Below are 6,391 nucleotides of genomic sequence, written 5' to 3' on the forward strand. Positions count from 1 at the left end.
TCGTCTTGGCGGCCCTCGTAGGTTGGGTGCGCGCCGGACTGCTCTTGCCTTTGGCAACTGGCTTTGCAGCGGTGCTCGGGACGGCGGGTGAAAACCAAGCCTTGAGTTTGGAAAGTGTGTCGCGGATCATTTTCGAGCCTTTAGCCTGATAAGGCGAGGTCTGCCATTCGCCTACCATCACGTCGCGGTAGCCGTACGCGGTCGGTACCGAATAGTCGTTGGTCCGGTAGCGCACCATCGCGGTCGACGACACGCGCGCCGCGCGTTTCTCGCATGGCTCCAGTGGTACGGACGGCAGCGTGCGCAATGCCGATACGTCTGCCGCCAGCCGCTCGGCGATGGTCTGCGCGTGCTGACCGGCATGCTCGCCCTGGCGCGTGCGGCAGGACTCCTCGAACCTGGCGTTCAGGACATCGAAATTGGCAGCGACCGGCACGGGCACCATGAAGTTGTTGCGCGCAAACTTCACCAGCCCCTCGACCTTGCCTTTGTCGTTGCCTCGCGCTGGACGCGCAAAACGGTCCTGAAACAGGTAGTGGCTGACCAACTCGGTGAAGGCGCGGGTGCGCTCGCGCGTTCCATCGCCGCAGATCTTTGCCACGGCGATGGTTGTGTTGTCGTAGAGGATGGACAGCGGCACGCCCCCGAAGAACGCGAATGCCGACACGTGCCCGTCAAGAAACGCCTCAGTCGTCTCGCGCGGATACGCCTTGAAGAAGCAGGCATCCGACTGCGGCAGCGACATGCAGAAATAGTGGATCTTCATCCGCTCTCCGCCGACGACAGCGACCGCTTCGCCAAAGTCGACCTGCGCATGCCCCGGCGGGTGTGCCAGCGGCACGAAGGTCTCGCGCCCGCGCGCCCTGCACAGCCGCACATGGTCCTTCACCATCGTGTAGCCGCCCGTATATCCATGCTCGTCGCGAAGACGCTCAAAGATCCGCTTGGCCGTATGCTGCTGCTTGCCCGGAGCCTCGCGGTCGGCTGCCAGAATCCCGTCGATAACCGGTAGCAGCGTCCCGAGCTTCGGCTTGGTCGGAGGTTTCGTCCGGCGGTATCCAGGAGGCGCCGAGTACAGGCACATCTTCAAACAATGGCGACGCCATCGATGTTGTGACGATAGCTATAATATTGAGCATCAAGAACAGCGCAGGGCCAATTATGCCCTTTTGCAAACCAATGTTGGTGGTGATGAGCTCCATAAGACCACGAGCGTTCATCAGTGTACCAACCGCCATGGCGGTCGCATTATCCCCTCTGCCCCGGTTATCTTGTTGCTCGCCTAGCCGCGTGAAATTCGACCCGTCGAAACAGCAGGTCAAGATCTTCCCGACTTACATCGAAGGTCTCGCCGAGGTCGGCGAGTGCAAGGTCGATATCTGCGGGATGCGGCACGCCCAATCCGGATGCGGTCAGCTCGTGGCCGACGATTGGGATCGGGCGGTGAGGATAGGAATGCCCCGAGGCCTTATGGAAAGCGATGCCGACAAGGATCAAGATAAGAGAATTGACTCCGACCGGCACGAACGGGAACGCGTAACCAGCTCCTAGCACGGCTGGCCCACCGATCACGGCCGTCAGTGCAGCCGCTCCACCGGGCGGATGCAAACAGCGAAGCAGCGACATGGCGAAGATTGCCCCACCTACGGCAACCCCAACGGCCAGATACGGTACAGGCACGAAGCGAGCCGCTGCTACGCCGACCAATGCTGATACGACGTTACCGCCCAACACCGACCAGGGTTGGGCCAACGGGCTCGCTGGGACAGCGAAGACCAGCACCGCGGAGGCGCCGATCGGCGCCACCAGCAACGGGAGCGATGCCCAGTCGTGCAGAGCCATGGCGCTCACGAGGCTGGTAAGCGCAACGCCGATCAATGCACCGACGCACGCGAAGAGGCGGTCTCGCAATGTCGCGCCAGCGAGAATAGGTACAAAAGAGAATGACAGCTTCATTTTTCAGTTCACCTGACCCCGAACAATCTAACTTTTATAGGGAATTCGTAGCGCCAGTTTTGGCTATGTTCGGTCGATCTCTGCGCGTTTGCGGGCGCTTCGGACTTTGAGCAGATCGTGTCGCGAGAGGATGCCAACCACCCGATTGGTGCCGACCTCGACAATGGGGATACGTCCAACACCACTCTCGACCATCAAGTCAGCAACTCCGCCGATCGGTGAGTGAGGGTAAGCGGTCGGCTGCGATGAATCGGATAGCGCCTCGCCTATCGAGGTGTCGGGTAGCTCGCCGTCTACCTGCCAGCGAAGCGCATCGGCCCGGGACACCATTGCGACCAGTCGCCCGCCCTCGTCCACCACCGGATATGTTCGGTGCGTCGCGTCGTCGGCAAAATAGGCGACTGCATCCTTGATCGACATGGTTCCCGACAACACGGCGGGGTCGGGTGTCATCACCTGTTCTGCTTGGAGGAACTCGTACGGATCAACTGTGTATTCCTGGAGAATGTGACGACCACGACGGGCGATTTTCTCGGTGAGTATCGACCGACGCATTACCAGGACACTAATCGCATAGGCTCCCGTCGCTGCTGCGATCGTCGCCGGCAAGGCATCAAAATGTCCGGTCAGTTCGACTGCAAAAAGTGCACCGGTCAGTGGAGCACGCATGGCCCCACTCATCATGGCGGCCATGCCGATCATTGCCCAGAAACCTACCGACCCGGGCAGAAACTGCCCGAGCAGGGCACCCAAGGCGCCACCCATGATTAGCAATGGCGCGAGAACGCCGCCCGACGTTCCCGATCCCAGCGCGACCAGCCAGACGATTGCCTTCACAACCAACAACGCGAGGATGACCCGCACCGCCAATGATCCGTCGAGCAGCGCCTGGATGTTCGCGTAGCCCGCACCAAGAACACGAGCATCGATCAGACCCCCGACCCCAACGACGATGCCACCCAACGCTGGCCACCACATCCAATGCACCGGCAACCGGTGGAACGCATCCTCGACCCGGTAGAGCATCGCCGACAGCAACGCTGCCTCCAGCCCAACCAAAACACCTATCCCGAGGGCTAATCCCTCCGTAGGCCACCACGCCTGCACGGGAGCCGCTGCGAACGGGAAGATCGGTCCAGCTCCCAGCAGCAGGGGCCGCCAGGCAAACGCTACCAGCGTTCCGACAACTACAGGCACGAAGCTGCGGGGCTTCCACTCAAACAGCAGAACCTCGATCGCTAGCAAGATAGCGGCGATGGGCGTGCCGAAGATGCCGGTCATTCCCGCTGCGGCGCCTGCGACCAGCAGGGTCTTCCGCTCGGCCGCGCTTAGGTGGAAGCATTGCGCGAAGAGCGATCCGATCGCACCGCCGGTCATTATGATCGGACCTTCGGCCCCGAACGGACCTCCACTGCCGATCGAGATCGCCGAGGAAAGTGGTTTAAGGACCGCAACCTTGAGCGACAGGCGACTTTCGCCGTATAGAATGGCCTCGATTGCTTCCGGAATGCCGTGCCCTTTGATCTTCTCCGAGCCGAAACGCGCCATCAGGCCGATCAGAAGACTACCGATGACCGGTATCGCGACCACCGCAAGGCCAACGTTCGCGTCCATGATTTCAGCGGGCGCGGCCGATATCCTGCCGAACCAGAACAGGTTGGTGGCAAATGCGATCAGCTTTAAGAGGATCCAGGCACCGAACGCTGCGCCCGTGCCGACCACGACCGCTGCTCCAGCGAGCATGATCATTCGCCAGTCGGCGCTATGATCGGCAAGCCGTTTGGGCTTTGGGATGTTGATGGTGGAAGCCGTCATGCACTCTCGCCGGTTCAGAAAGGGCGATCACTATATCGTGCCACGATATACTTCAACGCCTGGGATATGAGTGATGATTGATCGGAATGAGTTAGCCGACGCCGACTATGCGGCGCTTGCAGACTTCCGTTATGCGCTTCGTCAGTTTCTGGTGTTCAGTGAACGAGGCGCGGCTAGCTGCGGCTTGAAGCCTCAGCAACACCAGGCGCTGCTCGCGATCCGGGGGGCTGCCTCCGCGAACGTGAGCGTGGGCTACGTCGCGGAGCGTCTGGCCTTGAAACCGCACAGCGCGACCGGGTTGATCGATCGTCTCGAAACGCTGGGCTTGGTAATACGTAGGCCATCGCCGGACGACGGCCGACAGGCTCTCCTTGAATTGACGCAGAAAGCACAAACGCTTCTGAAACAGCTCTCGGAGACGCATCGCGAGGAGATTATACGGCTTAGGCCTATGCTGGCCGAGCTACTCGCGCGTGTCGATTGATCGAGTTCGTAAGAGGTTCCAATTGCAATGTTTATCGTAATGCGATATATAATGCGGGAAGGAGTCGGCGCATGCAGTTGATCCTCATTGCGGCCGGAGCAATCGGCCTAATCGTAGGCAGCCTGGCGGCCGCGGCGTTGCTTTGCTGGTTACTGTGGTACGTTTTTCGGCTCGCGCTGCATCCGGAATGGGGCGCCCCCGCTATTCTGATTTTTCTGGTGCTAGGCTTATTTGGTGAGTTACCGAAGAGTCAGTTCCTTGAGATGACTTTGACGTTTGCGGTAGTTGCCGCAGTACCCCTCTGGTTCGCGGGCCGCGCTTGGCGCCGGCAACGCAGGCAAGCTCTAAAACGCCGGTGCGAGCAAGGTGTTGACCTTTGGCCTAGTGAGCCAATCGCACCGACAGAAGCCGTTCTTATGCCTCAATTGTACCCAGCGATCACCGCCTGCATTAATGATGAGCGCTCGCCAACTCGCGAGGAGGTTCATGTTGTAGCGTCGAGGCTTTGGCGAGAGGGGTTCGCGCAGCGCTTTGGATCGCAGACAGTGCCGGCAAGCTTTGCTGCGCGACGGATTCTTTTGCGCGCGGCTAGCACTGCCCTGAGCGGAACGGGTGTGAAAAGCGGCACTGCTCGACGTGCGGTAAAGCGTTAACCGCTTTTTGCCGTTACGCTAGAATCGCGACGACGCAGCGCAGCTTGTCGACGCGATGATCGATGTCATGTCTGAGCGGCAGAACTAGATGCTCGCGTCCCGTCCCTCGCGCCGACCGTCTCGTGTGAACACCTCGACCGCTGGCGCGCAATCACACGTTGCGGGATCATGGGCGATCAGTTCACCGCTCGCGACGACCTCGAACGTTCGCGCATCAATGTAGCGAACAGGCTCGCCATCGAGCAGCGTCAACCAGGCGGCACCTCGATACTGACGTAAGCCAGTATCGACCTGGGTCATGAAGACATGACAGCGTTCTACCACGAAAAGAGGTGTGCCATCGTCGCCGCTGCATCGATGACGGGCCAGTTCCTCGATCATGCGCCTAAACCCTTATCAGGCTGAGTAACGCTGACGATCCTCAGAGAGCGAACGTGGCCTTCACGATCCGGCCAAGAGATCGCATGGCCCGCGGACATACCGATCAGTCCCGCCCCGATTGGTGTCAGGATCGAAATCCGTCCAGCATCGATATCTGCCTCGTTAGGGTAAACCAGCCGGACAACGCGACGCACACCGCTCTCTTCATCCAAGAATTCGACGATTGAGTTCATCGTAACGGCCTCTGGGAGGATATCAGACGCCTCGTAAAGTTCGGCACGATCGAGCTCGGCCAGAAGCATGGACGAGGATTGGGGATGTCGGTGCTGGGCGCTTAACGCCAGTGCAGAGAGGGAATCACACTCGTCGATCGAGACGTGAATGACAGGACGAGCGTCTAGTTGTGCAGCTTGAGTATCCATGATGCGGTATCCGCTTATTCGAGGCTATGACGCGTCGCGCGCAGCCGGAGCTAATTATTCCGAATAAGGCCCGAACCTTGGCGGCGATCTACCGACAAAGCCCGGGCTAACCGCGTGCGGCGAGCTGGCCTGAGTGGTCGCGAAAACGCTGATGTGTCGCAGGAGCGTACATGAACTAGAGGTGATGCCGTGAGGCCGTGCTGTCAAGGTAACAGGATCTGGACGGAGCAGACGATCGCCGGCAGCGCCAAAACAAGGATGTGGAACACCGTGGTTCACTTAATCGCGATCACGCTCCAACTTGGTGATCTGGCCGGTTTTGGGGTTAACATGGAACTCGTAGCGGATGCCCTTTCGAACAGCTTCGCCTTCCCAATGCCCATCGTCGGCTTCGATCTTGGTAACATTATAGCCCCTCTTGGCGAGGCCAGCAGACGCTTTCTCGCGGCTGATCCAGCCTTTACCCGGTACGTCAGCAAAAGCCGGGGCTGGAGAGAGTACCGAGAGGGCCAGCATAACAAACATCGTATGTTTCATAATCGTACTCCTTTTCAAGAAATACGTGTCGGCAGAATTTTTGTTCAATATGCCCGGTTTGGGCCGCTAGCCAAGGCTAGGTGTTTGATCCCACGGTTTGATGGTGCGATCCTTTCGTTGGAATGGAAGGAAGCCATATGGGA

The 6,391-nt window shown here is 59.5% G+C and carries 7 protein-coding genes and 2 pseudogenes; 2 read left to right on the forward strand and 7 right to left on the reverse strand.

Annotated features, from left to right (window positions below; translation table 11 throughout):
- Positions 1–172: 172 nt before the first annotated feature.
- The 4 genes and pseudogenes from istA to sphsw_RS04665 all read right to left on the reverse strand — a co-directional run.
- Positions 173–1,102, reverse strand: a pseudogene (istA, locus tag sphsw_RS04655) (IS21 family transposase); the annotation flags it as partial.
- Positions 1,080–1,253 (reverse strand): annotated as a pseudogene (locus tag sphsw_RS20280) (cation:proton antiporter); the annotation flags it as partial. The pseudogenes istA and sphsw_RS20280, both read right to left, overlap by 23 nt.
- Before the next feature lie 13 nt (positions 1,254–1,266).
- A complete protein-coding gene (locus tag sphsw_RS18685) occupies positions 1,267–1,956 on the reverse strand; it encodes an HPP family protein (protein WP_056060130.1) in 690 nt (229 codons plus the stop codon).
- Between the two features lie 63 nt (positions 1,957–2,019).
- Positions 2,020–3,771 (reverse strand): chloride channel protein, encoded by a 1,752-nt coding sequence (locus sphsw_RS04665; RefSeq protein ID WP_031439592.1) that lies wholly within the window; start codon positions 3,769–3,771, stop codon positions 2,020–2,022.
- 73 nt (positions 3,772–3,844) lie between these two features.
- Between sphsw_RS04665 and sphsw_RS04670 the strand changes: the two genes are divergently transcribed.
- On the forward strand, positions 3,845–4,255 hold the full coding sequence (locus tag sphsw_RS04670) for a MarR family winged helix-turn-helix transcriptional regulator (protein WP_031439593.1): 411 nt from the start codon (positions 3,845–3,847) through the stop codon (positions 4,253–4,255).
- A 71-nt stretch (positions 4,256–4,326) separates the two neighbouring features.
- Positions 4,327–4,908, forward strand: a complete 582-nt coding sequence (locus tag sphsw_RS19245) for a hypothetical protein (RefSeq protein WP_152555392.1) — start codon at positions 4,327–4,329, stop codon at positions 4,906–4,908.
- 84 nt (positions 4,909–4,992) lie between these two features.
- Here sphsw_RS19245 and sphsw_RS19250 read toward each other — a convergent pair whose 3' ends face one another.
- From sphsw_RS19250 to sphsw_RS04680, 3 genes are all read right to left on the reverse strand, one after another.
- Positions 4,993–5,289, reverse strand: coding sequence for a hypothetical protein (locus sphsw_RS19250; protein WP_152555393.1), 297 nt, complete (start codon positions 5,287–5,289; stop codon positions 4,993–4,995).
- Entirely contained in the window at positions 5,286–5,711 is a 426-nt protein-coding gene (gene rnk / locus sphsw_RS04675; RefSeq protein ID WP_031439594.1) for a nucleoside diphosphate kinase regulator, read from the reverse strand. Before rnk ends, sphsw_RS19250 begins: the two co-directional genes overlap by 4 nt.
- Before the next feature lie 279 nt (positions 5,712–5,990).
- Positions 5,991–6,248 carry a PepSY domain-containing protein gene (locus sphsw_RS04680; protein WP_031439595.1) on the reverse strand — a complete coding sequence of 86 codons (258 nt, stop codon included), beginning with the start codon at positions 6,246–6,248 and terminating at the stop codon, positions 5,991–5,993.
- Positions 6,249–6,391: the final 143 nt, after the last annotated feature.

This window comes from Sphingomonas sp. FUKUSWIS1, assembly GCF_000733135.1.
Lineage (GTDB): Bacteria > Pseudomonadota > Alphaproteobacteria > Sphingomonadales > Sphingomonadaceae > Sphingomonas > Sphingomonas aerolata.

Bases quoted from the DNA above. Each gene is read 5' to 3' on its own strand.
- rnk (WP_031439594.1), bottom strand. From the start codon at position 5,711: ATGGATACTCAAGCTGCACAACTAGACGCTCGTCCTGTCATTCACGTC.
- sphsw_RS19250 (WP_152555393.1), bottom strand. From the start codon at position 5,289: ATGATCGAGGAACTGGCCCGTCATCGATGCAGCGGCGACGATGGCACA.
- sphsw_RS04665 (WP_031439592.1), bottom strand. From the start codon at position 3,771: ATGACGGCTTCCACCATCAACATCCCAAAGCCCAAACGGCTTGCCGAT.
- sphsw_RS04680 (WP_031439595.1), bottom strand. From the start codon at position 6,248: ATGAAACATACGATGTTTGTTATGCTGGCCCTCTCGGTACTCTCTCCA.
- sphsw_RS18685 (WP_056060130.1), bottom strand. From the start codon at position 1,956: ATGAAGCTGTCATTCTCTTTTGTACCTATTCTCGCTGGCGCGACATTG.
- sphsw_RS04670 (WP_031439593.1), top strand. From the start codon at position 3,845: ATGATTGATCGGAATGAGTTAGCCGACGCCGACTATGCGGCGCTTGCA.
- sphsw_RS19245 (WP_152555392.1), top strand. From the start codon at position 4,327: ATGCAGTTGATCCTCATTGCGGCCGGAGCAATCGGCCTAATCGTAGGC.